The following is a 25981-nucleotide window of genomic DNA, read 5'->3' as shown; positions in this document are numbered from 1 at the left end:
CTTCTCCCGTCAAGGGAGAGGGATTCAAGGTCATTTTTCCTCGGCCGCGCCCATCGCCATGGCGATCGGGCCGAGCGGGCCGGCATGGTCGCCAAGGCCGGGGGCGGTGACGTAGGGCACGCCGTTGGGGATGCTCATATAGCCGGCGATGCTCTCGCGGAGCAGCGGCTCGATCCGCGGCAGGAGATGTGGCTGGCCGGAGACGACGCCGCCGCCGATCACGATCCGCTTGGGCGCTGCCGCGCACACGATGGTGTGGCAGAGTTGCGCGAGCGTATGTGCCACCGTGTTCCAGACATAGTGATCGGCGGGGAGACCCGAGGCGTCCTCGAGGCCGAGCCGCTTCTTGATCGATCCGCCGGCGACGAGCCCTTCGACGCACGGACCGTGATAGGGGCAGGCTCCGCCCCAATCGTCGCCGGGCAAGCGGGTGACGCGGACATGGCCGAGTTCGCAATGCTGGAAGCCGCGGGTCGGCTTGCCGTTGACGACGAGACCGACGCCGACGCCGGTGCCGACGGTGATGTAGGCGAAATCCTCCATGCCCTGCCCCGCGCCCCAGGCCAGCTCGGCGAGCGCGGCGCCGTTGACATCGGTATCAAAGGCGGTTGGAACGCCGAATGGACGGGCGAGCCGCGGTGCGACGTCGATCATCTGCCAGCCGGGCTTCGGCGTCGAGGTGATATAGCCCCAAGTCGGCGACGCGGGATCGAGATCGACCGGCCCGAAGCTGGCGATGCCGAGCGCCGCGAATGGCGCCTCGGCCCACCAGCCGGCGAGGATCGCCTCGATCGCCGTGAGCGTCTCCTCGGGCGCAGCGGTCGGCACGGTCCGCCTGTCGAGCACCTCGTCGGGAGAAGTAGCCAGCGTGCACACGATCTTGGTGCCGCCCATTTCGATGCCGGCGAAACGCCTCAAAGTCCCTGCCCCCTTGTTCGTCACTGCTTATCGCCTTTGCCCCCTTTGGGTCAGGCGACCTCTTCCGGGCTTACCGTAGAGGAACGCTTCCAGATATCGATCCCGCCTTCTTCCGCATAGCGGTCGATTTCAGCGATTTGTTCGCTCGTGAAATCGAGCGTGTTGAGTGCCGCCAACGAATCTTCGAGCTGGGCGACGTTGCGCGCGCCGATCAGCGCCGAGGTGATGCGCGGATCGCGCAGCACCCAGGCGATCGCCATCTGCGCCAGGCTCTGCCCGCGGCGGTCGGCAATGTCGTTGAGCGCGCGAATGCGCTGCAGATTCTCTTCGGTCAGCCAGTTGGAAGACAGCGATCCGCCCTTCGCGGCCCGCGCATCCTCGGGCACGCCGCCGAGATATTTGTTGGTCAGCATGCCTTGGGCCAGCGGGGAGAAGGCGATGCAGCCGGTGCCCAATTCCTCGAGTGCGCCGAGAAGGCCGTTTTCCACCCAGCGGTTGAGCATCGAATAAGAAGGCTGATGGATGAGCAGCGGCACCCCTTCCGCCTTGAGGATGGCGTGCGCCTCGCGGGTCAGTTCCGGCGAGTAAGAGGAGATGCCGACATAGAGCGCCTTGCCCTGCCGGTACGCAGTAACCAGCGCGCCCATCGTCTCCTCGAGCGGCGTGGTCGGATCGACCCTGTGCGAATAGAAGATGTCGACATAATCGACTGCCATCCGCTTGAGGCTCTGATCGAGACTGGCGAGCAGATATTTGCGGCTGCCGCCATTGCCGTACGGACCATTCCACATATCGTAGCCGGCCTTGGTCGAGAGGATCATCTCGTCGCGATAGGGTCGAAAATCGGCCGCCATGACGCGGCCGAAATTCTCTTCCGCCGAGCCGTAGGGCGGGCCGTAATTGTTGGCGAGATCGAAATGGGTGACGCCGAGATCGAAGGCGCGGCGAAGCACGGCGCGGCCGGTCTCGAAGACGTCGGCGCCACCGAAATTCTGCCAGAGGCCGAGCGAGATCGCCGGCAGATCGAGGCCGCTGCGCCCGCAGCGGCGATAGGTCATCGCACCGGAATAGCGGCTGTCGTCGGCAACATAGGGCATGTCATCTATCCTCTGCGAAGGCGCGGGGCCGGACCCTCCCCGGCGATTTGGACGGCGTCATGAACATGGGAGAGCGCTCTAGCAAGTCCCTGCCGCGCACGGCGCCGCAGATGCGACGCCTCGGGCTGGATTCATCTTGCGAAGCTGCTCGCGCACCAGCCTGCCGGACGGCGAGATCTGACCGTCTCGCCAGCCGCCCCTCGGGCTCGCGCCTTGCAGAAGGGCAGCCGAGCTCTCCTTCTTCGTCGATATCGACCAGTTGAGATAGCTGAGCCGGTTCTCTTCCAGGAACGCCCACCAGCGCCGGGTCTCGTCGGCGTAGACGGGGCCGTCGCCGTTCGCATCGGTCGAGCCCCATTCGGTGACGAACAAGGCCGCGCCGCTGGCGAGTGCCGCGGCGGCCTTGTCGCGCAGGTCCTGACGGTGGCTGCCGGCATAGAAATGGAGCGTGTAGGCGAGGTTGGCGAAGCGCAAGGGATCGGCCGCCGCCTTGTCGACGTCCTGCGACCAGGTCTGGGTACCGGCGACGATGAGATTGTCGGGATCGATCGCCCGGATGCGCGGGATCACGGCGGAATGGTAGGGCTTGATCACACGCGACCAATCATGCTCGCGCAGGGGCTCGTTCCAGGTCTCGTAGATGATGTTCGGCAAATGGCCGTATTTTTGGGCGATGTGCTCGAAGAAGCGCGACGCTGCCTCGGGCTCCGGCTGGTGCGCGTGCCAATCGACAATCACGTACAGGCCCAGCGCGACCGCGGCCTCGATGGCAGCTTCAGCCTTCTTCGTCTCGCATGCCGGATGCTCCATATATCCGCCCTGATGGACGGCAATGGCGGCGCGGACGATGTTGACGTTCCAATCGTCGCGGAGCCAGCGAAGCGCGTCGCGATTGTAGAATTGCGGCGCCCATTGGCTCCAGAACAACGACATGCCGCGGAGCACGACAGGCTCTCCTTTGGCATCGACGATGCGATTGCCCTCGGCTCGCAGTGCGCCATGGCGCTCGACCGCTGTTTCCGCGGCAACGGGTGCCGCGAGCCAAGCGAGGCAAAGCCCGAGAAGGAGGCGCTTCAACATGGCGGCGCCCCTAGCGTTTGTCGGCGGAGAAGCGGAAGACGGTCGTCGCGCGATAGGTTTCGCCCGCCCGCAGGATCGTCGACGGGAAAGCAGGCTGGTTGGGCGCATCGGGGAAATGCTGCGCCTCCAGCGCCAGCGCATCGTGCTGGCGATAGATCTTTCCTTGGGCACCCTCGTCCGTGCCGGGGAAGTAATCGGCGGTGTAGGCGAGCAGCGACGGCTCGGTGGTGAGGACCTCCATTCGGCGCCCGGACGCCGGATCTCGGAGGCTTGCCGCAAGCGCGAGGCGACCGCGATTGCCGAGCACCCAGCTATGATTGATCCCGCGCCGTCCTTCCAGTTGCGGATGCGGACGGTCCATCATCGCTCCGATCGCGGCGCCGCGGCGGAAGTCGAACGGGGTGCCGGCAACATCGACGGTGGCGCCCGTCGGAATGCCCGCCGGGCTCGTCTCGAGGATCCGGTCGGCGGGAATGGTGAGCACATGGCTGCGCACGGTACCGGAGCCGGCGCCGGCGAGGTTGAAATAGCTGTGATTGGTGAGGTTGAGAGCCGTCGGCGCGTCCGTCGTCGCCTGATAATCCAGCCGCAGTTCGTTGTTCCTGGTCAGCGTGTAGGTCACCGTGACGTCCAGCCGTCCGGGGAAATTCTGTTCCCCGGCCGGGCTGACATAATGGAGCACGGCGCCGGCATCGCCGCCGCTGCCGGTCGGGCGCACCTCCCACACTTTCGTGTCGAACCCATCCGGCCCGCCGTGCAGCGTGTTCGGGCCGTCATTGGCGGCGAGCGTAACCGGCTTGCCGTCTATCGAGAAGCGGGCGTTGGCGATGCGGCCGGCATAGCGGCCCATGATTGCGCCGAACCCGTAATTGCCGTTCTTGGCTTCATAGTCGGCGAGACTGCCGAAGCCGAGCGCGACATTGGCCTTGCGGCCGCGGGAATCGGGCACGATCACGTCGGTGACGATCGCGCCGTAATTGATCAGCCGCACTTCCATGCCGCGATCGTTGCGCAAGATCACCTGGACAACATCACGTCCGTCCCGCGTCGTGCCGTAAGGCTTGATCGTGACGTCCGCCGCTGCAGCGCCAGGCGTTGCCCCAAGTACGGCGAAAGCCAGGAAGGCATTCTTCATCGCGCCTGCTCCCGGCCGAAGCGCCGGTCGGCGGCCAGTGCGAGAAACATGTAATTGGTCTCGCCGCCGCCCATCACATATTCGGTCTGCTGCCAGAAATAGGGCCAGATCTTCAGCTCGGGCAGATCGGGGCGGATGAGCGCGGTGCCGGAAATGACGCCGCCCGGGATGTACGACCATTCGGCGCGGTTGGTGCCGTATGCGACCGTCGCCGACTTGGCGCCGACCCCCGACGCGAACGAGGATGTATTCTCGCCCGGGTGGACGCCGAGGACGAAGTTGAGCGCGTTCAGCCAACTCTCCGGATCGGTCGCCTGCGGCCAGCCCTTGGCAAAGAAATATTGGCGGACGCCGCGTTCCTGGATCGTCCAGCCGGCGCCCCAGATATCGGGCTTGTAGGGAACGCCATAGGGCGAATCGGTGCGGGCGCTCTCCTTCACCGTCGCCTGATAGGCGGAGACGGCATCGGCGAGGCGGAGCTTGAAGCCGGCATCGTTGATCAGCGGCAGCGCGGGCGCGAGCCGCCAGGCGGCGTCCTCGACATGGGCGAGAATGTCCTTTTCCATGCCGAGCAATTGCACGACATAGGCCTGGTTGCCGGTCGATTGGATCAGCTCCGACAGCACGAACGCCTTGTTGGCGACGCTCTTCGCCTTGGGCAGAGCCGCTTTCGCAACCGCCTGAGATGCCGCGAGTGCCTCGGCAGCGAGCTTCGGATTGGTGGCCTTCATCACCCGCGCCGCGGCCGCGAGGCCGGCGGCAACGTAGAGTTCGCGATCGGGATTGTCCTCGGTGAACACCCAGCGATCGTCGGCCTTGATCGGATCGCCGTTGTTGTTGCGGCCAAGCCCTTCGACCGGCTTCCTGAACACGCCGTCGGTGTGGTTCGCGGCGTCGCCGAGCATCGCATATTGGCGAAGGCTCGGGGCGATGATGCCGCGATACAGCCGGCCCAGCGCGCGATAGCCGCCAAGCACGCTCAACAGCCCGTGCTCGATCTGCTGAACGGCGTCGTTGCGCCCGTCGGGTGCGTGGATCTCGACCATCTTCTTGCTTTGGTCGACCGTCGTGGCATCGTAATCGAGCCCGAATTCCTCGACCATCTTCGCGAGCAGCCACACCGTCCCGATCTGGCTTTCGACGCGAAGATCGAAATCACCGGCATCGTGCCAGCCGCCGGCATTGAGACCGGGAACGACGTCGCCGGGCTTGTACCGGGTCATCGTCGCCGGACCCTGCACATAGCCGTCGAAATGGTTGAGCGCGGTCGGCGCCATCAGCGCGTCGTCCTGGTGATCGAGGCCGTGCCACACCCGGTATTTCTCGTTGACCCGCATGTGGCACATCTGGATCGGCAGGAAATATTCGAGCGTCGGCTGCCAGACATGGCGCGAATAGACGTCGCTCCCGATCTTGAACGGGCTCGAGACCTGATCGCCATAGGCGACCACGTACATGCCGGGATCGCGGACCTTCGAGAAATCGAACACGCGGTAATCATAGCGGAGGAACTCGCCCCACCGCTCCGGGCTTCCCGCTGCGATCTCCTTGCGGCCGTCGTCGGTGAGCCGGAACAGACGGACGCGCTTAATGTCGCGATCTCCGGGATCGAGCTCGATCACCGCCCGTTTGGGCTGATCGGGCGCATAGCCGACCTGGCTGACCTGGATCACCGGCTGATACCGCCAGCCCTGCTCGACATGGGGCGTTACCACCCATTCGAGTGCGTTGGTGGTGGCGCCGGCCGGAATGGTCCCGCGGACGATGAACCAGGCATTGTTATGATTGAGACGGCCGTCGAGCAGTTCGAGCGTGCCGCTCCGGCTCTCGATCGTCAGGCGCTGCAGATCCTGCTCCGGCGCGACGACGAGCTTGCGGCCGGTCGCAAGCGGCGCGGCCAGCGGCTCGCCGTTCAACGAGGGGACGGGGCCGTTCGCCTGAATCGGAATGGGCACCGGCACGATCCCGCCGCCGCTGCGCACCACCGGGCCGTTGGCCTGGCGCGGGAAGATGCCGCTCTGCCCGTCCATCAGGAAGCTCTTGCCGAACAGATCGGTGGGGAAGAGCTCCAGATTGAAGCCGACCTTGCCGACCCATTCGGGTGGAACCGGCCGGTCGAGGTCGACCTGGATTCGGAAGCTATTGCCTTCGAGTGGCGTGACCCGAACCTTGTAGCCGAGTTGAATGTCCGGATAGAAAATCGGGTTGAAGCCCTTCCGGTCCTTCGACGGATCCGGGTAGGACAAGCTCTGGGTCACGGTCTGCGTCTCGGGATCGACCACCCGCTCGCCCACGGCCGGGATCGGCGACCATTGACCCGGAGACGCTTCGAGCCGGAGATCGCCGTTGGCGGCAACCCGTGTGCCGTGCTGGACGATGGTCACGCCGGTCTGATGGCCATCCGGATAATAATCCGAGAAGACCATCACGTTAAGGCCCTGGGTTGCGAAATAGCCCTTGTCGTTGAGCTTCAGCGCCTGCGCCGAGGCGGCGCCATCCCACATCGCCGCCGAACACAACAAGGCGAGCACTACCTTCAGCTTCATCCCTCGATCTCCCCGAATTCTTGTTCTCGTTCACGGGCGCCGTCTCGTTTTGGACAGCGCTGTCATCGTTTCCTGCAGGAAAGCCCCCAACCTCGCAAGCCTATCGCGGAGCGGGCGTGTAGGCGCCGAGCCGGCAGCGCGGCAGTGACTGGATTCCACCCCTCGGCAGATCGGCAGGATCGTAGATCCGCACGAAATCGCCCTGGCATATGCGGTTCTCGCGCGGCTCGATCGCAAGCGTTCCGAAGCTGGACGCGCGGGCGACGCCCGGGCACGCCTGCGGAAGGTCGTTGCGAACGATGCGGCCGTCGTCCAGCTCGAAGATGAGCGCGATGTTGCTCTCCGCCCGCCGCCCCGCGACCCGGCTCGCGTCGATGCAGCGCAACTGCCCGGGCTGCAGGCTTGCGGCCGAGGCGCCGTCGGCGGACGCGCTCTCCGGCTGCGCGGCAGTGCAGCCAAGCGGAGCAAATGATGTCGAGAACAGCAGGGGAAGGCGCATTCTGATCTCCCTTTATCCCCCGATTTCCGTAACCTACATGGGCCTGCCGGGCGCCACAAGCGATCAGCCGTGGCGGCTGGAAGCGTTTTCAAACGCCGCCGCGATGGCCTCGCGGAGTGGCTTCGCCCGGAACGCACTGTCATAGGGCGTGCCGCGCTTGATCGACTTGTCGGCGCGCGGATCGAAGCCGGTCAGCCAGTTATATTTGTCGACCATGCCCCAGGCGAGGACGTCGCCCATTTGCCGATAGCTCAGCATGACATCGAGATAGGCTCGGGCATAATCCGCGACCATGCGATCGCGCACGGCGATGTCGTCCGGCGCCTGCTGGTCGTTGACGTCGAGCTCGGTGATGACGAGATCGAACCCCATGCCGACCACCGCATCGAGGAAGCGGCGCCACGGGCCCTCGGACTCGCGGACGATCTCGGCCACCGGCGCCTTCTTGAGCAGCCGGATGTGCGACTGGATCCCCAGCGCATCGACGGGGGTGCCGCGCTTGCGGAAGCCTTCGAGCAGCTTCAGCACACCGGTGATATGGGTTTCGTCCTCGGTGCCCCGCTCCCAACTCATATAATCGTTGTAGATGAGCTGTGCGTGGGGCGCCTCGGCTCGGGCGGTGCGGAACATCACGTCCAGCATCGCCTCGCCGCCCATCGCGCGGGTCATCACGGTGTCGCGGATCGCACCCGTCTCGGGCTCGACGGCTTCGTTGACGACGTCGTAGGATCCGATCTTGGTCCCGTAGCGGCGACAGACCGTACGGACGTGCTCGACCAGCATCGCCTCCGCCGTCATGGCCGGCCGGGCGCCGAAATCATGACCGACCAGCCATTTCGGAAACCACTTTTCGGGTGCCCAGAACAGAGTATGCCCGCGCAAGGCGAAGCCCTTCGATGTCGCATAATCGACGATCGCATCGAACTGCCGGAAATCGTATTCGCGCGCCGAAGGGCGCGTCCACGCCCATTTCAGCTCGTTTTCCGGCACGAGGACCGCGCATTCGCGCTCGAGCAGAGCGGCGTATGCCGGGTTGGCGAAGCTGCCGCGATCCTCCCCGGGATTGCCCCACGCCAAGGCCGATCCGAAGCGCCGGCCGCTCCTGGCGGCCAGCGCCTTGAGCGAGGACGCGCCCGCCGGTTCGGCTCCGGCGCTGGCAAGGCCTGCGGGAGCACAGGCAGTGGCGGCGAGCGCCAGAGCGGAGGCGATACCCTCGCGGCGGGTGAGCTGCATGCTGGATGCCTTCCTTACCAATTGAACATCGAGCCGTCTTCGAGACGGTTCACCGGCAGATAGGCGCGGCTATAGGGATGACGCGCGGCCCGCTCCTCGTCGATGTCGACGCCCAGGCCCGGCGCCTCGCCGGGATGGAGGCTTCCATCCTTGAAGCTGTAGGCATGCGGAAACACCGCGTCGGTCTCGTCGGTATGGCGCATATATTCCTGGATGCCGAAATTGGGCACCGACAGATCGAAATGGAGCGCCGCCGCCATCGTCACCGGCGACAGATCGGTGGCGCCGTGACAGCCGGTGCGGACGTTGTACATGTCGGCGAACGACGCGATCCGGCGCAGGTGGGTTATGCCGCCGGCATGGACCACGGTGGCGCGAATATAGTCGATCAATTGCTCCTGGATCAGCTGCTTGGCGTCCCACACCGAGTTGAAGATCTCGCCCACGGCAAGCCGTGTCGTCGTGTGCTGGCGGATCAGGCGGAAGCTGTCCTGATTGTCGGCGACGACCGCATCCTCCATCCAGAACGGACGATACGGCTCGAGATCCTTGCCGAGCCGCCCCGCCTCGATCGGGGTCAGGCGGTGATGGACATCGTGCAGCAGGTGCACGTCGGGGCCGAGCGCCTCGCGCGCCGCCGCGAACAAGTCCGGCACCACCCGCATGTAGCGCTCGGTCGACCACAGATTCTCGGTGGGCAGATCGGAGTCGGCCGGCTCGTAAAACAATTTGTCCTTGGAAACGCCGTAGGTGGAGGACAGGCCAGGCACGCCCGATTGCAGCCGGATCGCCTTGTAGCCCTGCTGCTTGTACTCGAGCGCCGCCGCGATCGTGTCATCGATGCTTTCGCCGTTGGCATGGCCGTAAACCATCACCGCGTCGCGGCTGGCGCCGCCCAGCAATTGGTAGAGCGGCAGGCCCGCCACCTTCCCCTTGATGTCCCACAGCGCCATGTCGACGGCCGCGATGGCCGACATCGTCACCGGCCCGCGCCGCCAATAGGCGCCGCGATAGAGATATTGCCAGATATCCTCGATCCGGTGCGCGTCGCGTCCGATCAGGCACGGGATGACATGATCGGTGAGATAGGAGGCGACGGCAAGCTCGCGGCCGTTCAACGTCGCGTCGCCAAGGCCGGTGACGCCGTCCTCGGTCTCGATCTTCAGGGTCACGAAATTACGGCCCGGGCAGGTGACGATGACACGGGCGGAGCGGATCTTGGACACGGTCAGTTCTCGATCGTCAGAGTGGGAGTGTCGGCGGCCCTGGCATGCAGCATTCCGGCCGCGAATGGCACCAGCATCGTGCCGGCGACCGCTCCGGCGAGCGCCGCCGCCAAGGCGAGCGGACGCGATCTTCGTCTCAAATCATCTCTCCCGTCAGTCGCGGCTTTTTGGCCTCTTGCTGGAGGCTCGGCTTGTGTTACCGGTAACATGAAGTAGAGAATACGACCTTGTCAACGTCGCTGGCACCAGCGACGGCACCAGAGAATCGAGATTGCGGAGCGGCTTAGGCCGTAACCGCGGCTCAGGAGAGGAGAGTTTCGCAGATGCGCCTCACGCATGGACTTCGCCTGGCCCTTGGCGCCTTGCTCGCGCTCCTTTGTGCAGGCCAGCTCGCCGCGCAGCCTGTGGAAGACGGATACGACCTCTGGCTGCGCTACCGTCCTCTCGCGTCGGCCGTACAGACGCGCCTCCTGCCGCGTGCGACCGAGCTCGTCGTTGCAGGCGATTCGCCTACGATGCGCATCGCAGCCGCCGAGCTGGAACGCGGATTTTCCAACATGCTCGGCCACCCCCTCCCGCGCGCGACGGCGATCGGACGAGACGGCGCGATCCTGCTGGGCACGCCGGCGGGCTCGCCCGAGATCGCGCGGCTTGGCCTTCCGCTTGCCAGGCTTGGTCCGGAAGGATTCCTGATCCGCTCGATGCCGGTGAACGGCCGTACCACCACCGTGATCGCGGCCAACAGCGACGTCGGCCTGCTCTACGGCGCCTTCCGCCTGCTGCGCGAAGTGGAAACCGGCGCGCCGACCGAGCGGCTCGACATCGCCGAGGCGCCGAAGGTGAAGCTGCGCCTGCTCAACCATTGGGACAATCTCGATCGGACCGTGGAGCGCGGCTATGCCGGCTTCTCCCTGTGGGACTGGCACAAGCTCCCGGATTATCTCGATCCCCGCTACACCGATTATGCCCGGGCCAATGCCTCGATCGGGATCAACGGCACCGTCCTCACCAACGTCAACGCCAATGCCGACATCCTGACGCCCGCCTATCTGGAGAAAGTGAAGGCGCTCGCCGCGGTCTTCCGCCCCTATGGAATCCGGGTCTATCTGACGGCGCGGTTCAGCGCCCCGCTGGAGATTGGCGGGCTCAAGACCGCCGACCCGCTCGACCCGGCCGTCCGTGCCTGGTGGAAGGCCAAGGCGGACGAGATCTATCGCGTCGTGCCTGATTTCGGAGGCTTCCTGGTCAAGGCCAATTCGGAAGGCCAGCCGGGGCCGCAGGATTACAAGCGTTCCCACGCCGACGGTGCCAACATGCTCGCGGACGCGGTGAAGCCGCATGGCGGTATCGTGATGTGGCGCGCCTTCGTCTACGCCGCCGAGAATGTCGAGGATCGGGCGAAGCAGGCCTATTCCGAGTTCAAGCCGCTCGACGGTACATTCCGCGACAATGTCGTCGTCCAGGTCAAGAACGGCGCGATCGATTTCCAGCCGCGCGAACCCTTTCATCCGCTGTTCGGGGCGATGCCGAAGACTCCGCTGATGATGGAATTTCAGATCACCAAGGAATATCTCGGCTTCGCTACCCACCTTGCTTATCTCGGCTCCGCCTGGGAGGAGGTCCTCAAGGCCGACACCTACGCCAAGGGCAAGGGCTCGACGGTCGCCAAGGTGATCGACGGGCGGCTCCACGGATACCGGATGACGGGAATGGCCGGCGTCGCCAATATCGGCACCGACCGCAACTGGAGCGGCTCGCATTTCGACCAGGCGAACTGGTACGCGTTCGGTCGCCTTGCCTGGGATCCTGAGCTGTCGTCCCGCACGATTGCCGAGGAATGGGCGCGGATGACCTTTTCCACCGATCCGAAGTTCGTGCGTCCCGCGGTGGGGATGATGATGGCCTCGCACCAGGCGGTGGTCGATTACATGACCCCGCTCGGCCTCCACCATCTGATGGCCACCGGACACCATTATGGGCCCGGGCCTTGGGTGGGTGACCTGGAGCGGCCGGACTGGAACCCGACTTACTATCACCGCGCCGACGCGAACGGCATCGGCTTCGACCGGACGAAGACCGGCAGCGACGCCGTCGCCCAATATGCACCGGAAGTCGCCCGCAGCTTCGCCGACCCAAATCGGATTCCGGAAAAGGATCTGCTCTGGTTCCATCACCTGCCGTGGGACACGAAGATGGCCTCCGGCCGGCCGCTTTGGGACGAGCTCGTCCTCCGGTACGGCCGCGGCGTCGGCACCGTCGGCGAGATGCGTGCGACCTGGGATGGGCTCAGGCCCTATGTCGACGCGCGCCGGTTCGACGACGTCGCCAGCTTCCTCGCCATTCAGCACAAGGAGGCCGCTTGGTGGCGCGACGCGAGCGTCGCCTATTTCCAGAGCGTCTCGGGGCGACCGCTGCCGGAGGGCGCGCCGCCGCCGCCGCACGATCTCGAATGGTACAAGGCGCTGCAGTTCAAATATGCGCCCGGCCACCATTGATGCGGTGGCGGGCCGGAACGCGGCCGCCGCTTTCAGGCGGAACCGCGTACTCGCCCGCCCGCCGCGAGGGCAGCCCCGGCGCTCGCTTCGCCGAACGTGGGCATATGCTTCACCGACGAGGCGTCAGTCGGCGCCGGTCGAAAGCGGCATCCTGCTGGCCATCGACTCCGCCGCATTGCTGATCCAGGCTGCGGGGCGGCCGATCAGATAGCCTTGAACCTGGTGACAGCCGAGGCGCCGCAGCGCTTCGAGCTGCGCCTGAGTCTCGACTCCCTCAGCGACGATGGTGACGCCCAGGCTCTTGCCGAGCCCGATCGTCGCCTTGACGATCGATGCCGACGATTTGTCGTCGCGCATTGCGGCAACGAAAGAACGGTCGATCTTGAGCTTGTCGAAGGGGAATTCCTTGAGGTTGCTGAGCGAGGAATGGCCCGTTCCGAAGTCGTCCATGACGATCCTGGCGCCGCTCGCCTGAAGCATCTGAAGGCCGCGCAGCACCTCGTCCCGATGGCTACCGAGCAGGGTTGCGCTTTCGGTCACTTCGAATTCGAGCCGATCGGCGGCCAGTCCGTGCCTGGAGGCGCAGGCGATCAAATCGGACGCGGTACCCGCCCTGCGAAACTGGATCGGTGACAGGTTGAGCGACAGCGAGATCGCTGGATCCCATGTCGCTGCGGTCGCGAAGGCCTGATCGGCGACCCACAGGCCGATCGATTCGATGAGGCCGGTGGTCTCCGCAATCGGGATGAACTGGTCCGGCGGGACCTCGCCGAAATCGGGATGCCGCCACCGCAGCAGGGCCTCGTAGCCGACCGGCTGCAACGACTCGATTTCGGCGATCGGCTGAAAGACGACGCGCAGCTGGCCGGCGGCAATGGCGTGTTCGAGATCGCGTGCCAGGTGAAGCCTAAGACGCTCCCGCTCCTTGAGGCCGGAATCGAAGAAGCGCCCGGTATTTCGCCCCTCGGATTTGGCCTGGTACAATGCAAGGTCGGCGAGGTTGTGCAGTTCCTCTCCGTCCTGGGCATCGCCCGAAATCGCGACCCCGACGCTCATCCGGATCTCGATCTCTTCGCCCGCTGTCGCCTCGGTTGCGGCGAACAGGCGCGCCAGCAGGGCCTCTGCTGCAGCCGGCTGCCCCGACGCGACCTGTATGATCGCGAATTCGTCGCCGCCCAGCCTTGCCACCAGATCGTCGCCGCGAACGCACCCGGCAAGCAATCCGGCTATCCGCTTCAACGCCTGATCGCCGCCGGCATGGCCGTGACGGTCGTTGATGCCCTTGAAGCCGTCGAGGTCGATCGCGAAGATTGCCACGCGGTCCCCGGTTCGCCGGCTGCGCGCGAGCTCGTGGGCGAGCCGATTGTCGAACAGCAGCCGGTTGGCCAGCCCGGTCAGCATGTCGTGATGGGCAAGGAAATCGGCGCGGCGCTCGGCGACGGCGCGTTTCTCGACGGCAGCGCGATATTCGGCGAGGCCGCGGGCGAGCTCGCCCAGCTCGTCCGGGCGATGGAGGCCCGGTATCACGCCGCTCGCATCGCCATTGTTGAATTCGCGCAGGCGTGCCGCGATCGAGACGATCGGCCACAGCACCCGGTCGCGAAGCCAGATGGTCATCGCGAAGATGATCGCCGCCGCGAAAAAGCCGCCGGTCAGCACCCAGATGATGTTGCGATAGCTCTCGATGCGGTTGCGCTCGGCCGATCCGCCGATTTCAGAGACCAGCGCGTCGCGACTGCGGTTTCTGGCCGCTTCGAGCCGCTTCAGCGATGCGAGGAATGTCGGCATGGCGCCCTTGACCGCCTTGCCGTCACGCCGTGCGACGGCAATCAGGTCCCGGCTCGCGGCCACGAACAGGTGCGTGGCCTCGTGGGTCTGGATCGAGGCCGTCCTGATTCCGGCAAGGGAGGGATCCGTGGATGTACCTGTTTCGATCGCCGAGGCGGCTCCGAAGGCATCGAGCGCTTTTGAAAGCTCGGCCCAACGGGCCGGCGCCACGGCCATTCCTTTCTCGGCAAGGCGGGTGGTCTCGCCGAGTTCGAGCCGGATGTTCCGCTGCGCCTGATCCCGCGAATCCTCCACCTGCAGTGCACGTGCAAGCAAGACGACGCGCTGGTTCGCATCCCGAATGGCGTTACCGACCGCAAGGCCGGAGCCGAGGAGAAGAAGCGAAAGGAGAAGCACGGCCGAGCACGCGACCGAAACCCGCGTGGCTATCGACACTGGCTACGGCTCCTCATGAGAGGAAGAGCTAGCGAAACAGCGTTACCATATGGTTATTCGCCGATATTTGGCGGGCAAATATCGCGCCTGTGCCGCTCCGTTTCGAGTGCGCAGCAGGAAGGCCTGCGGCGATCGGCCCACCGGAACCACCGTGCGCCGCGCCGGTTAGCCTGCGCGAACTGGAGAGGATCGAGCGACATGGACCCGCGCAGAGGCAAGGCCGTGGTGATCACTGGAGCGTCGAGCGGGATCGGCGCCGCCACGGCGGAAGCCTTCGCTGCGGACGGCGCACGCCTGGTGCTTGCCGCCCGTAACGCCGAAGCGCTGGAAGATGTCGCGGAACGATGCCGCCACGCCGGCGGCGAGGCGCTGGTGGTGCCGACCGACGTCACCAATGCGGCCGCGGTGACGCATCTTGCCGGCCGCGCGCGCGACCATCTCGGCGTAATCGACCTGTGGTTCAGCAATGTCGGGATCGGCGCGGTCGGGCGCTTCCACGAGGTGCCGATCGAGGCGCATCGAAGGGTCATCGAAGCCAATCTGATCGGCCATCTCAACGACGCCCACGCGGTGCTGCCGATCTTCATTGCGCAGCGACGCGGCGTGTTCGTCAACATGATCTCGGTCGGAGCCTTTTTCCCGGCCCCTCTTGCCGTCGCCTACAGCGCCAGCAAGTTCGGCCTGCGCGGCATGTCGGAAGCCCTCCGCAGCGAACTCGTGGACTATCCGGACATCCACGTCTGCGACGTGTATCCGACATTGGTCGACACGCCGGCCTTTCGCCATTCGGGTAACTATCTCGGCAACCCCGTGGAGGTTTCCGGCGCGATGGACCCGCGGCACGTCGCCCGCGCCGTCGTCGGCCTCGCGGATCGGCCGCGCAACAGCATCGGCGTCGGAGCGCCCGTCGGCCTGATGAAGCTCGCCCAGTTTCTCGGCGCCGCCGCCACGCGCCGTGCGATCGAACGCAGTCTCGATCGAAGCCGGCGGATGCCGGCGACGGCGGGCAATCTGTTCGTCCCGCCTGCCCCGGCCGGTGGGATCGACGGCGGCTTTCGCGCGCAGCGGCCACGACACACCCTGGTCGCGGCCGCAAGTCTCTGCGGCGTTGCCGCGCTCTTCGCCGGCGGCGCGTGGCTGGCGCGCCGTCCGGCACGAAGCGGCTGACCGAACACTCCACCAGATCCACGCCACCATACCAACCAGATACCAATGTCCAGGTGAAATTCGAAGGATTGACGCTGGCGCGTAAAGATTGAAGATTGGCCGCGTCTCGGAATTGTCTTCGATTGGTAACGTCATGGCGAACGGTTTTGGTGGGGTCTCTTCTTGCGCCGGGTGGCGCCGGTGAGCGACGTCGTTCTGCACGCACCGGTGGCGGGTTGGGCCTCCGGTCTCGAGGAGGTCCCGGACGAAGTCTTTGCCGGCCGGATGATGGGCGACGGAATCGCCATCGATCCGCTCGCCGGCGCGATCGTTGCGCCCTGCGACGGCACGATTACCCTGATCGCGCAGACCGCCCATGCGGTGACCTTGCGCGCGGCGAACGGCGCCGAAATCCTCATCCACATCGGTCTCGAGACGGTGCGGCTCGGCGGCAACGGCTTCACCGCCAGGGTCAGCAAGGATCAGCAGGTTCGCACCGGCGACGTGCTGATCTCGTTCGATCTCGATTCCATCGCGCTCCAGGCCCGCAGCCTGGTGACGCCGATCGTCGTCACCAACAGCGAGCTCTTCCGGTTCGTGGCAAGCGGCAGCCGCCTCGTCACGGCCGGCGATCGCATCGGCACGGTCGAAGGGATCTCGGACGAGGCCGGCACGGAGAGCCTGAGCACCGGCACCGAAAGCGTCCGCGCCGTGGTCGTCACCCTTCCCAACGGTCTCCACGCCCGCCCGGCGGCGCGCATCGCCGCCCGCGCAAAGGCGTTCACCGCCGACCTGAGCCTCCGCGCCAAGGGCGGCGAAGCTCGCGCCCGCAGCCCGGTTTCGGTGATGGCGCTCGACATACGCGCTGGAGACCGGGTCGAGATCGCAGCATCGGGCGAGGATGCCGAAGCGGCAGCCGCGGCAATCGCGGCGCTGATCGAGACGGAATTGCCCGCGCTCGAAGACCAGCCGGCCCACGCGCCCACCGCGATTGTTCCCTCGCCTGCGGCATCGACTGAGCCGGCTTCCATCGATGCGGAGCCGGCGCCCGACCGGATCGCCGGTGTCTGCGCCGTGCCCGGGCTGGTGATCGGCACCGCAATCCACCTCCGCAAGACCGTCCAGGATGTCGCCCTCGAGGGCAAGGGCGTGACCGAGGAGCGGCAGATCCTCGAGGCGGCGCTGAGCGAGGTGCGCGCCGCTCTGGCTGCGACAAGCGCCGGCAAGCAGCCGACCGCCGCCGCAATCGCCGCTGCCCATCTCGAGCTCGTCGAAGATGACGAGATCGTCGAGGCCGCCCGTGCCGGCATCGCCCGCGGCGAGAGCGCCGGCTGGGCGTGGCGAAGCGCGATCGCTTCGGTTGCGGATCACCTGCGGGCGACCGGCAATCCCCTTCTCCAGGAACGCGTCCAGGACCTGCTCGATCTCGAACGCCAGGTGCTCGCGATCATTGCGGGCGAGCAAGCCGGGTCGCTGCCGGACATGCCTGCGGACGCGATCGTGCTCGCGGAAGGCATTCTCCCATCCGACGTGATGGCGCTGACCGGACGGATCGCCGGCCTGTGCACCGTCGACGGCGGCCCGACCTCCCACGTCGCGGTGCTCGCCGCGGCGGCGGGCCTGCCGACGATCGTCGCCGCCGGGAAGGGCCTCGCCCGGATCCGCGAGGGCACACGCATAATCCTCGATGCGGCCGCGGGGCGGATCGATGCCGATCCCGCAGCCGAGGCGCTCACAGCAGCGGAAGCGCGGATCGCCGCGGCCGCCGAAACGCGGCAGCGCGATGAGGACGCGGCCAAGCAGGAGTGTCGGACGGCTGATGGCACCCGCATCGAGCTTTTCGCCAACCTCGCATCGGTGGAAGAAGCCGCCGCCGCGGTCGCGGTCGGCGCCGAGGGCTGCGGCCTGCTTCGCACCGAATTCCTGTTTCTGGAGCGCGACACCGCGCCCGACGAGGACGAGCAGTTGAGCGTCTATCAGGCGATCGCCGACACGCTCGGCGATCGGCCGCTCATCGTCCGCACGCTCGATGTCGGCGGCGACAAGCCGATCCCGTTCCTGCCCATCCCGCACGAGGACAATCCGGCGCTCGGCCTGCGCGGCGTGCGCACCAGCCTGTGGCGGCCCGATCTGCTCGATGCGCAGCTTCGTGCGGTCCTGCGGGTGCGTCCGGCCGGACGCTGCCGGATCATGGTGCCGATGGTGAGCGGGCTGGACGAGCTGCGCCAGGTCCGCGAACGGGCCCGCGCGGTGGCATCGTCGCTCGGCGATGCTGCGCCCTTCGAACTCGGTGTGATGATCGAGACTCCGGCGGCCGCGATGCTGGTCGATCAGCTTGCCGACGAAGCGGATTTCTTCTCGGTCGGCACCAACGATCTCACCCAATATACGCTGGCGATGGATCGGACCAATGCGCTGGTCGCGGCGCAGGTCGACGCCTTCCATCCCGCCGTGCTGCGGCTGATCGGAACCGCCGCCGCGGCGGCAGCGCGGCGCGGACGGCCGATCGGCGCCTGCGGCGGTCTTGCCTCCGATCCGCTCGGCGCGATGCTGCTCGTCGGTCTCGGCCTTGGCGAATTGTCGGTGACCGCGGCCTGCGTGCCGACGATCAAGGCACGTCTTCGCGGCGTCACCGTCGCGGACTGCACTGCGCTCGCCGAACGCGCGCTGGCGCAGACCTCGACCGCCGCCGTGCGGCGCCTCCTCGACGAACCGTCCGTCGCCCCCACCCGCCTTGCAGGAGCTTCGGCATGATCCGCCTCGATCGACTTCAGCCGCTCGGCCGCGCCCTGATGCTGCCGATCGCCGTGCTTCCGGCCGCGGGCATGCTGCTGCGCCTCGGCCAGCCCGATCTGCTCGACATCGCCTTCGTCGCCGGCGCCGGCCAGGCGATCTTCGCCCATCTTGGCCTGCTGTTCGCGATCGGCGTCGCCGTCGGCCTTGCGCGCGAAAATCACGGTGCCGCCGGGCTCGCCGGCGCGGTCGCCTTCCTGGTCACCACCGAGGGCGCGAAGACCCTGTTGCAGGTGCCGCCCGAAGCCCTGGCCGCCTTCCAGGATCAGGCGGCGAAGGACCTTGCCGCCGCCGCCTACGTGACGACGCAGCTCTCGAAGCTCAGCATTCCCGCCGGCATCCTGTCGGGAATCGCGGGCGGCATGCTCTACAACCGCTTCGCCAATATCAGCCTGCCCGAATATCTCGCCTTCTTCGCCGGTCGCCGCTTCGTCCCGATCATCGCCGGTTTCGTCGGCCTGTTCGGCGCCCTGCTGTTCGGGCTCGGTTTCCCGTGGCTCGCCGGCGGAATCGACACGTTGAGCCGCTGGGTGGTGGATGCGGGCGCCCTCGGCCTGTTCGTGTACGGCACGCTCAACCGGCTGCTGGTGGTCACCGGGCTCCACCACATCCTCAACAACCTCGCCTGGTTCATCATCGGCGATTATCATGGCGTAACCGGCGATCTTAAGCGCTATTATGCCGGCGATCCGACTGCGGGCGCGTTCATGGCCGGCTATTTCCCGGTGATGATGTTCGGCCTGCCCGCGGCGTGCCTGGCAATGTACCGCAGCGCGCGGCCGGAGCGGCGCAAGGCAGTCGGCGGCATGCTGTTCTCGCTTGCCCTCACCGCCTTCCTGACCGGCATCACCGAGCCGATCGAATTCACCTTCATGTTCCTGGCTCCGGCGCTCTACGCCGTCCATGCGGTGCTGACCGGCCTGTCGGCGGTGCTGATGAACGCGCTCGGCGTGAAGCTCGGCTTCGGCTTCTCCGCCGGCCTATTCGATTATGTGCTCGGCTTTGGCCTTTCGACGCGGCCGCTGATGCTGATTCCGGTCGGCCTCGCTTATTTCGCGCTCTATTACGGCATCTTCCGCTTCTGCATCATTCGCTTCGATCTCAAGACCCCGGGCCGGGAGCCGGAGGAAGCGCTCGTCGCCCAGGCCGATGGCGAGGACACGAGCCGGGCCGGCGGCTTCGTCGGCGCGCTCGGCGGCGCGACCAATTTCCTGCGCATCGATGCCTGCATGACTCGCCTGCGGCTGGAGCTCGTCGATCCCGCGCGGATCGACGAACCGCGGCTTCGCGCGCTCGGCGCCAAGGGCATCGTCCGGCCCGGCGGCAACGCGCTGCAGGTCGTGCTCGGCCCGATTGCCGACCAGGTTGCCGGCGAGATCCGCGATGCGGTGCGCAGCGCCGGCATGGCGCCGGCGCCCGTGGCAGCCACGCCTCCGGCTGCCGCTGCACCGGCGGCCGCCAAGGCGGCGGCAACGTCGCCTGACGAATCCGCCGGAATCCTCGCAGCGCTCGGCGGAGATGCGAACATCCGCAGCCTGAGCGTGCGCGCCAATCGGCTGCTCGTCGATCTCGTCCACCCGGACCGGGCGGACGAACCGGCCCTTGCCACCTTTGGTGTGCGCGGCGTCACCCGCTCTCCCGCCGGTACGCTCCATGTCCTGCTGCCGCCGACGGCCACAGGCTGGGCCGCGAAGCTGGCGCGCGAAGACGCGTAATCGCGCCTCTGCCCGCCCGCGGGCACGCGATCGCAGAAAAACAGGATCCTCCCCGTACGCAGGGAGGATCCTGTTACATTTCTGATCTGAATTGGCGCTGGCTCTGCCCGGCGCGAGAGCCCGACGAAGCTTATTGCCCCAGCGGCACCGCCCGGCTTGCGCGACGTCCATTCGGACTGCGGGTGCGCAGCTCGACGGCGTCCTTGACCGCCACCGGGCCGGTATAAGACCGCCAGGCGCCACCGCCTTCGCGATATTCGATCGGGGTGCCGGGGAATTCGCTGTTGGCGTGCAGCATGCCGGCCTCGATCCTGCCACCCGGAGGTGCAAGACGATAGTCGATCCCGGCATCGTCGAGGAAGGCCTGGTGGACTCCCATGCGGGAGGCGAAGCGGCGCCAATCCTGAAGCAAGGCAGCCTGGTTCACCTTGCCGTCGCCGAATGCATAAGCGGCCCCCGGGGTGTAGGCGGGCTCCCAGTCGCCCTTGTGCCAGGCGCGCTCGGCGAGCGCGATCAGGCGCGGGAACAGCATATATTCGACCTGATCGTCGCTGCGGACGGTTTCGCTCCAGATCTGCCCCTGCAGGCCTTCGATCCTGCGGCCGGCGCGGAGCGGTGTCTTGTCGTCGATGCGGGTCCCGCGCGACTGCAGATCCTGCATCACCGAGGCATTCGCGGCCAGATTTTCGGGCATGAAGGCGAATGCCTTGAAGGTGTCGCTGTCGCGCGACGGCCAGTCATAGCCGCGCTCCATCGGATCCGGCGCATACGGGGAATCGAGGTATGTGACGTTGGGAACCGAGATCACCGTTCGCCAACCGCGATTGGCGTGGTCGTGCGCTTCGGCGACGCCGCCGCCGAACAGGCTGCCCCAGATGTTCGACTGCACGGCGCGGGGCATCTTCTTGGCGTCGGTATGGCCGAGCCCGTCGCTCCAACCGGCGACCTCGATGTCCTTGGCGGCCAAACTCGCCGCGACCTTCTCGATGAACATGGCGCCGAGTTGCTTGGGCTCCTGCCCGCTCGACGCCATCAGCGTCTTGCAGGCAGGCGATTCGCTCCACGCGCCTGCCGTCTCGTCCGCGCCGATATGGTAGGTCTTGAGCGGCACGCCGGCGGCGCGGTGGAGGGTCGCCAGCTCGCCGACCACCGTGTCGACGAAGCGGTAGGTGGAATCCAGACACACGTTCAACGTGTTGTCGTCATAATTCTGGATGCTCCGATAACGCGTTTTATCGGTCGGCTCGACCAGCCGGTAGAGCTCGGCGCCCGCACGATCGCCGGCCGCGCTCAGCCGCCGGTACCGCGCTTCCATCGAGCGGATCGCCGCGCGCGAATGTCCAGGCATGTCGAAGGACGGAATGACCTCGATCCCGCGCACCGTGGCGGCACCGAGAATTTCGAGATAATCGGCCTGGCTGTAATAGCCGTTCACCGGGCCGTTACCGTCGGGGCCAGCGCCGAGCTGCGGCTGCAGGCAGCGCGTTTCCGATGGATCGTGACACCGGAAGCCGCCGACCTGTGCCAGCTCCGGCAAGGTCTTGATCTCGAGCCGCCAGCCCTCGTCGTCGCCGAGATGAAGGTGCAGCCGGTTCAACTTGTAATTGGCCATCTGCTCGAGAAGCAGCAGGATCTCGGCCTTGCTGTGGAAGTTGCGGGCGACATCGACGTGGAGGCCGCGGAACGGAAGCCGGGGCGCGTCCGCAATCTCGATCGGGCGCAGCCGGCCCTCTTCGAAGGCCACCTGCTGGGCGAGCGACCGCAAGGCGTGCCCCGCGCCGGCCGCATCGGCGGCGCGGATGCGGATCCCGGCCGTGGTCGCGGCGATCCGATAACTCTCCGCGGCGAGCCCTGCCCCCGGCGCGACATCGATCCTGAGCTCCGGCCCGCGATCCAGGCCGCCGACGCCCGACGCCACCAGCCGGTTGAGCGCGGTCTGCAGCAGGCCTCGATCGGCACCCGCGAGACGGAGACGCACGCCGCCGCGCAGGTCGAGCGGCGCGCCTTGGAGCCGCTTGACCGTGGCGGGCGTCGGCAGGATGGCGACATCGGGTTTCGCAAGGGCGCCGTTGCGCGCGTACAGCGCATAAGCGCGCTCCGGGGTGCGCCACGTCGTGGCATCGTCAGCCGATCCGGTGGCAAGCTTCGCCTCGTTGGTCATCGGACCGACGAACGGCAGTGTTTCGAGCCCCGTCTCCGGATCGACCACCGGCCGCGTCGCTGCGATCACGCGGGCGCCCAATCCTGCGGGCGCAAGGTAGAAATTCGGCATCGGGTAATAAGCCGAATAGAAATGCCCGGCGCTCCACAGCTTGATGCGATAGGTGCGCCCGCCTTCGAGCCGCGCTCCGCGCTTCGGCCGCAGAACGTGGAGGTCGCCGTTGACCAGATCGGCCTCGAACAGATCGCTGTCGACCCGCTGCAATCGCGCAACCAGGCTGAAATAGATCGGCAGATCCTCGCTGGCGAAACGCTGCGGAAGCCGTTCCGGCAGCCGAAGCTCGATTTCTGAGAGGAAGCAGCCGCCGGCACCATCCGGACATTTGCCGGGCTGGTTGTCGACGACGGTGAAACGCAGGTCCATGTCACGGGCGATGCGATCGAGCTCGTCCTGCGACACGGCGGCGCAGACTTGCGCCGGCGCGGTCATGGCAGCGAATGCGAACAGGGCCACCTTAAGCTTCACGCGTCTCTCTCCCGGTTGGTCAGCGCCTTGTCATGGCGGTGGCATAGATTTGTCATGCCGGCCGGAGCGCGTCAACGCGGCTCTGACCCGTCGCTCACAAGTTCCTACAAACGCTGGAAACAAGCTCGGAACGGCGAACGAACAACAAGGCTTGGCGAAGTTGCTGGGCGCGTGCTAGCTTTCCAGTGGATACCAAAAGGTATTGTCGCTGGGGAGGACAAGGGGGCCGATGCACCGGATCAGATTTGCGGGCGCCATCGCTCTCATGCTCGCCATGCTTCCGATCGGCACCGCGTCGATGGCGGCCCGTCCGCTCGCGGTCGGCTACATTCCCGTGTTCAAGAGGCTCGAACGCTCGATCGCAAAGGCGGACTTCGCCGACTACACCCATTTGAACCTGGCCTTCGTCAATCCCGACAAGGGCGGGCGGATTCTCGATGGCGCGGGTTTCGCCTGCGCGCAGGATGGCGCCCGGGGGATGCTGCAGGCCGACAGCGTCCGCAGCGTTGCCGCGAAGGCGCACGCTGCAGGAAGCAAGCTGCTCATTTCGCTGGGTGGCGGCGGGATTCCCGCCTGCTCCGGCGACTGGAGCGCACTGCTGCAGCCGGGCACGCGCGGGCCACTGGTCAAGGCGCTCGTCGACGCGGTCGACCGGCACGGGCTGGACGGTATCGACGTCGACATCGAAGGCGCCCTGCTGACGAAGATCGACAAGGAGGGCAATTTCACCCCGTTCATCGCCGCCTTGAGCGAAGCGCTGAAGCGGCGCGGCAAGCTGCTGACCTGCGCCACCGCTTCCTACGAGGGCGGAATGGTGCCGGTGTCGTCCATTCCCTATTTCGATATCGTCGGCGTGATGTCCTATGACGCGATCGGAACCACCTGGGGCAAAGCGGGCGACGAGCATTCGACCGTCGAACAGGCGCGCAAGGATGTCCAGCTGTGGCTCGATCGCGGCGTCGCCAAGGAAAAGCTCGCGCTTGGCCTCCCCTTCTACGGCTACGGCTATGGCGACTACACGCCGAACCATCCGTTTCGTGACATCCGGCAGAAATTCGGCGCTGCGGCCCTGCTCACCGACGTGATCGGAAGCCGCTGCGCAGGCTGCAGCTACATCACTTTCAACGGACCTCCGACGCTGGCCGAGAAAGGCCGTCTCGCCGGCTCGCGAGCAGGAGGGATCATGGTGTGGGAGATTTCGCAGGACAGCGACGATCACCTGCTGATCCGGACGGTGAACAAGGCCGTGCGCGATGCGGCTGAGTGAGTCCGGCGCAGCGCTGCGCCGCGACGATCCGCAGCCGCTCTACCTTCAGCTCCAGCAACTGATCCGCAGCGCCATCCAGGAATCGCGGATCGAGAAGGATAGCGCGATCCCGACCGAGCGCAATCTCTCGGCACAGTTCGACGTCTCCCGAATCACGGTGCGCAAGGCGGTCGACGGGCTCGTCGACGAAGGCCTGCTGACCCGTCGGCGCGGCGCGGGCACCTTCGTCCTCGGCCAGCGCGTCGAGAAGGTCTTTTCGAAGCTATCGTCTTTCTCGGAGGACATGATCTCGCGCGGGCGCACCCCGCACAGCATCTGGGTTTCGCGGACAATCGGTGCGGTCACGCCCGAGGAAGCGCTGTCGCTCGGCCTCTCGCCCGGGACGATGGTCTATCGGTTCCAGCGTATTCGCCTTGCCGACGGACAGCCGATGGCGACCGAGCGCGCGACGATCCCGGCTTATTGCCTGCCCTCGATCGAGGTGGTCGGCGACTCCCTCTACGAGGCGCTTTCGCAGACCGGGCACCGGCCGGTGCGGGCGCTGCAGCGGCTGCGCGCCATTTCGTTCGGCAAGGCACAGGCGGACGCGCTCGGCGTCACCGCCGGATCGCCCGGCCTGTTCATCGAACGGATCGGCTTCCTTGCCGACGGCCGAGCCGCCGAATTGACCCACTGCCATTATCGCGGCGATTCCTACGACGTCGTCGCCGAACTGCACGACATCTGAGCTTCGAGGGGAACACCATGAGCGACAGCGCCGGACAGCCGGATCCCGTAAATGCAGGCACGGCGCCGCACCCGCGCTTGCTGTCGCTCGACGCGCTGCGCGGCCTGACCGTGGTCGGCATGATCATCGTCAACTCGGCGGCTGGAATCTCAAGCAGCGGCGAGGTCTTCCCGACTCTCCTCCATTCGCACTGGGCCGGTCTCACCCTGGCCGACGTGGTGTTTCCAGGCTTCCTGATGATGATGGGCGTCTCGATCCCGCTCGCCCTCGGCCGGGTTCGTGCCGAGCAGGGGCTCACCGCAGAGCAACGGCGGCACATCATCGGGCGCACGATCCGCCTGTTCGTGCTCGGCTTCGTGCTTTCGAACCTGTGGTGGTTTTCCGATTTCGCGGCGACGAGCTGGCGGCTGTTCGGCGTGCTCCAGCGCATCGGCCTGGTCTACGGTGCCTGCGCCCTGCTGTTCTTCCTCTGCGGCCCGAAGGTGCGACTGGCGGTCATCGCCGCGATCCTGCTGCTTTACTGGCCGCTGGCCCTCGTCCCCTCACCGGACGGCCTGTCGACCGACATCTGGGTGCGGGGCCACAATTTCGTCGCAGCCGTCGATCGGATCCTGCTCGGGGCAGGCAACCACAATTATGTGAAGGGCCCCGAAGGCTATGATCCCGAGGGCCTGCTCGGCACCCTGCCGGCGATCGCCCATGGCCTGATCGGCGTCGCGATCGGCGAATATCTGCGCGGCCGTCATCCCAACGCCCCGCTGCGCCTGGCGCTGGCCGGTCTGATCATGGCGGTGATCGGTATCGCCTGGGGCTTCGCCTTTCCCGTGGTGAAGGACATCTGGTCGAGCACCTTCGTGCTGCTGACCTGCGGCCTCACCACCATCCTGCTTGCCTTGCTCCATCTCTGGCTGGATCGCGATGCGGCAGCGCCGTCCGGAGCCGCGCGAATAATGCTGATCGTCGCGCTTCCTTTCGGGATCAACGCGATCGCGGCGTACGTCATCCACCAGCTGACCAGTTCCATGGTCGGCTGGGATTTGCTGATGGCGCCGTTCGAGGCGACGCGCGGCGCGCTCGGCGACCGCTGGGCAACCCTGATCCCGATCTTCCTCTATCTGCTGTTCATCTGGGCTTGCGTCGACGCGTTGCGGCGAAAGAACTGGATCGTGAAGATCTGATCGGCGGACGGCGTCGA

18 protein-coding genes are annotated in these 25981 nt (G+C 66.5%); 7 read left to right on the top strand and 11 right to left on the bottom strand.

Going from position 1 to position 25981, the window contains the following annotated elements; all coding sequences use genetic code 11:
* Window positions 1-30: 30 nt before the first annotated feature.
* The 9 genes from C7I55_RS18830 to C7I55_RS28230 all read right to left on the bottom strand — a co-directional run bounded on the left by C7I55_RS18830 (window position 31) and on the right by C7I55_RS28230 (window position 9874).
* Window positions 31-942: an ROK family protein gene (locus tag C7I55_RS18830; protein WP_233222297.1), complete on the bottom strand. Its 912-nt coding sequence runs from the start codon at window positions 940-942 to the stop codon at window positions 31-33.
* Window positions 943-968: 26 nt separating this feature from the next.
* Window positions 969-2015, bottom strand: coding sequence for an L-glyceraldehyde 3-phosphate reductase (gene mgrA / locus C7I55_RS18825; RefSeq protein ID WP_106514553.1), 1047 nt, complete (start codon window positions 2013-2015; stop codon window positions 969-971).
* Window positions 2016-2093: 78 nt separating this feature from the next.
* A complete protein-coding gene (locus C7I55_RS18820; protein ID WP_106514552.1) occupies window positions 2094-3095 on the bottom strand; it encodes a glycoside hydrolase family 5 protein in 1002 nt (333 codons plus the stop codon).
* Window positions 3096-3105: 10 nt separating this feature from the next.
* Window positions 3106-4230 (bottom strand): aldose epimerase family protein, encoded by a 1125-nt coding sequence (locus C7I55_RS18815; protein ID WP_106514551.1) that lies wholly within the window; start codon window positions 4228-4230, stop codon window positions 3106-3108.
* Window positions 4227-6776, bottom strand: coding sequence for a cellulase N-terminal Ig-like domain-containing protein (locus C7I55_RS18810; protein WP_106514550.1), 2550 nt, complete (start codon window positions 6774-6776; stop codon window positions 4227-4229). The genes C7I55_RS18815 and C7I55_RS18810 overlap by 4 nt, the downstream gene beginning before the upstream one ends.
* Window positions 6777-6876: 100 nt before the next feature.
* Window positions 6877-7275, bottom strand: coding sequence for a hypothetical protein (locus C7I55_RS28235; RefSeq protein ID WP_106514549.1), 399 nt, complete (start codon window positions 7273-7275; stop codon window positions 6877-6879).
* 63 nt (window positions 7276-7338) lie between these two features.
* Window positions 7339-8508, bottom strand: a complete 1170-nt coding sequence (locus tag C7I55_RS18800; RefSeq protein WP_106514548.1) for an endo-1,4-beta-xylanase — start codon at window positions 8506-8508, stop codon at window positions 7339-7341.
* Between the two features lie 14 nt (window positions 8509-8522).
* Window positions 8523-9734, bottom strand: a complete 1212-nt coding sequence (gene manD, locus C7I55_RS18795; protein ID WP_106514547.1) for a D-mannonate dehydratase ManD — start codon at window positions 9732-9734, stop codon at window positions 8523-8525.
* A 2-nt stretch (window positions 9735-9736) separates the two neighbouring features.
* Complete coding sequence (locus tag C7I55_RS28230; protein WP_158266496.1) at window positions 9737-9874, bottom strand: hypothetical protein; 138 nt, start codon at window positions 9872-9874, stop codon at window positions 9737-9739.
* A 183-nt stretch (window positions 9875-10057) separates the two neighbouring features.
* On the opposite strand from C7I55_RS28230, the gene C7I55_RS18790 reads away from it, so the two are divergent.
* The gene (locus C7I55_RS18790; protein WP_106514546.1) at window positions 10058-12229 is read left to right on the top strand and encodes an alpha-glucuronidase family glycosyl hydrolase; all 2172 of its coding nucleotides are present in this window, start codon (window positions 10058-10060) and stop codon (window positions 12227-12229) included.
* 123 nt (window positions 12230-12352) lie between these two features.
* On the opposite strand, the gene C7I55_RS18785 is transcribed toward C7I55_RS18790, so the two are convergent.
* Window positions 12353-14452 carry a putative bifunctional diguanylate cyclase/phosphodiesterase gene (locus C7I55_RS18785; RefSeq protein WP_106514545.1) on the bottom strand — a complete coding sequence of 700 codons (2100 nt, stop codon included), beginning with the start codon at window positions 14450-14452 and terminating at the stop codon, window positions 12353-12355.
* Between the two features lie 198 nt (window positions 14453-14650).
* Between C7I55_RS18785 and C7I55_RS18780 the strand changes: the two genes are divergently transcribed.
* The 3 genes from C7I55_RS18780 to nagE all read left to right on the top strand — a co-directional run bounded on the left by C7I55_RS18780 (window position 14651) and on the right by nagE (window position 20106).
* The gene (locus tag C7I55_RS18780) at window positions 14651-15619 is read left to right on the top strand and encodes an SDR family oxidoreductase (RefSeq protein ID WP_106514544.1); all 969 of its coding nucleotides are present in this window, start codon (window positions 14651-14653) and stop codon (window positions 15617-15619) included.
* Window positions 15620-15799: 180 nt separating this feature from the next.
* The gene (gene ptsP / locus C7I55_RS18775) at window positions 15800-18352 is read left to right on the top strand and encodes a phosphoenolpyruvate--protein phosphotransferase (RefSeq protein WP_106514676.1); all 2553 of its coding nucleotides are present in this window, start codon (window positions 15800-15802) and stop codon (window positions 18350-18352) included.
* Complete coding sequence (nagE, locus tag C7I55_RS18770; RefSeq protein WP_199192914.1) at window positions 18349-20106, top strand: N-acetylglucosamine-specific PTS transporter subunit IIBC; 1758 nt, start codon at window positions 18349-18351, stop codon at window positions 20104-20106. Before ptsP ends, nagE begins: the two co-directional genes overlap by 4 nt.
* A 130-nt stretch (window positions 20107-20236) precedes the next feature.
* Here the strand turns inward: nagE and C7I55_RS18765 are convergent, their stop codons facing one another.
* Entirely contained in the window at window positions 20237-22792 is a 2556-nt protein-coding gene (locus tag C7I55_RS18765) for a family 20 glycosylhydrolase (protein WP_233222296.1), read from the bottom strand.
* A gap of 229 nt (window positions 22793-23021) precedes the next feature.
* Between C7I55_RS18765 and C7I55_RS18760 the strand changes: the two genes are divergently transcribed.
* The 3 genes from C7I55_RS18760 to C7I55_RS18750 are packed head-to-tail and all read left to right on the top strand — an operon-like array spanning window position 23022 to window position 25964.
* A complete protein-coding gene (locus C7I55_RS18760) occupies window positions 23022-24059 on the top strand; it encodes a glycosyl hydrolase family 18 protein (RefSeq protein ID WP_106514543.1) in 1038 nt (345 codons plus the stop codon).
* A complete protein-coding gene (locus tag C7I55_RS18755; RefSeq protein ID WP_106514542.1) occupies window positions 24046-24786 on the top strand; it encodes a GntR family transcriptional regulator in 741 nt (246 codons plus the stop codon). The genes C7I55_RS18760 and C7I55_RS18755 overlap by 14 nt, the downstream gene beginning before the upstream one ends.
* A gap of 17 nt (window positions 24787-24803) precedes the next feature.
* On the top strand, window positions 24804-25964 hold the full coding sequence (locus tag C7I55_RS18750) for an acyltransferase family protein (protein ID WP_106514541.1): 1161 nt from the start codon (window positions 24804-24806) through the stop codon (window positions 25962-25964).
* Window positions 25965-25981 lie beyond the last annotated feature (17 nt).

Source organism: Allosphingosinicella deserti, from assembly GCF_003012735.1.
In the GTDB taxonomy this organism is placed as follows: domain Bacteria; phylum Pseudomonadota; class Alphaproteobacteria; order Sphingomonadales; family Sphingomonadaceae; genus Allosphingosinicella; species Allosphingosinicella deserti.
The sequence above is the reverse complement of the archived record's forward strand: the minus strand, read 5'-3'. Positions and strand labels throughout refer to the sequence as shown.